1 pseudogene is annotated in these 485 nt (G+C 61.9%); it reads right to left on the reverse strand.

Annotated elements, in window-relative coordinates:
- Nucleotides 1-387: pseudogene (locus AB4Y92_RS25630) on the reverse strand (hypothetical protein); the annotation flags it as partial.
- Between the last annotated feature and the right edge of the window lie 98 nt (nucleotides 388-485).

Raw genomic sequence — 485 nt, forward strand, 5'->3', positions numbered from 1 at the left:
GACCTGTAGGGTTCCTTGCTCTTCCACTCCGGATACAGGGGAGCGAGCCGCTTCACCTCGTCGAAGGCGAACTGAAGCTGGAAATGACCTGTAGGGTTCCTTGCTCTTCCACTCCGGATACAGGGGAGCGAGCCGCTTCACCTCGTCGAAGGCGAACTGAAGCTGGAAATAGACCGGCTGCTCGGCCCAGAGCGTTCCGTCATTGTCGAAGGTTGCGATGCGGGCCGCCGGCTTGACGAAATCGGGGCCTCCCTCCCGCGTCACCCTTCTGACGAATTCGACGATGGCGGTCTTTGCCTTGCCGTCGTTCCAGGATGGCAGAGGGTCGGATTGGGCGAGGACGGCGCCATTCCACGCCCAGGATGAGACCAGGAACAACGCGGCCAAGGCAGCTCGAGCGTTCAGCACCGGATTCTCCCTCTCAATGTCGGGCTTCAGGGGGCGGGAATTCCACAAGACGCTCCCGCGCTCGCTCATTCACGAGG

This window comes from Lysobacter sp. TAB13 (assembly GCF_052113885.1).
In the GTDB taxonomy this organism is placed as follows: domain Bacteria; phylum Pseudomonadota; class Gammaproteobacteria; order Xanthomonadales; family Xanthomonadaceae; genus Lysobacter; species Lysobacter gummosus.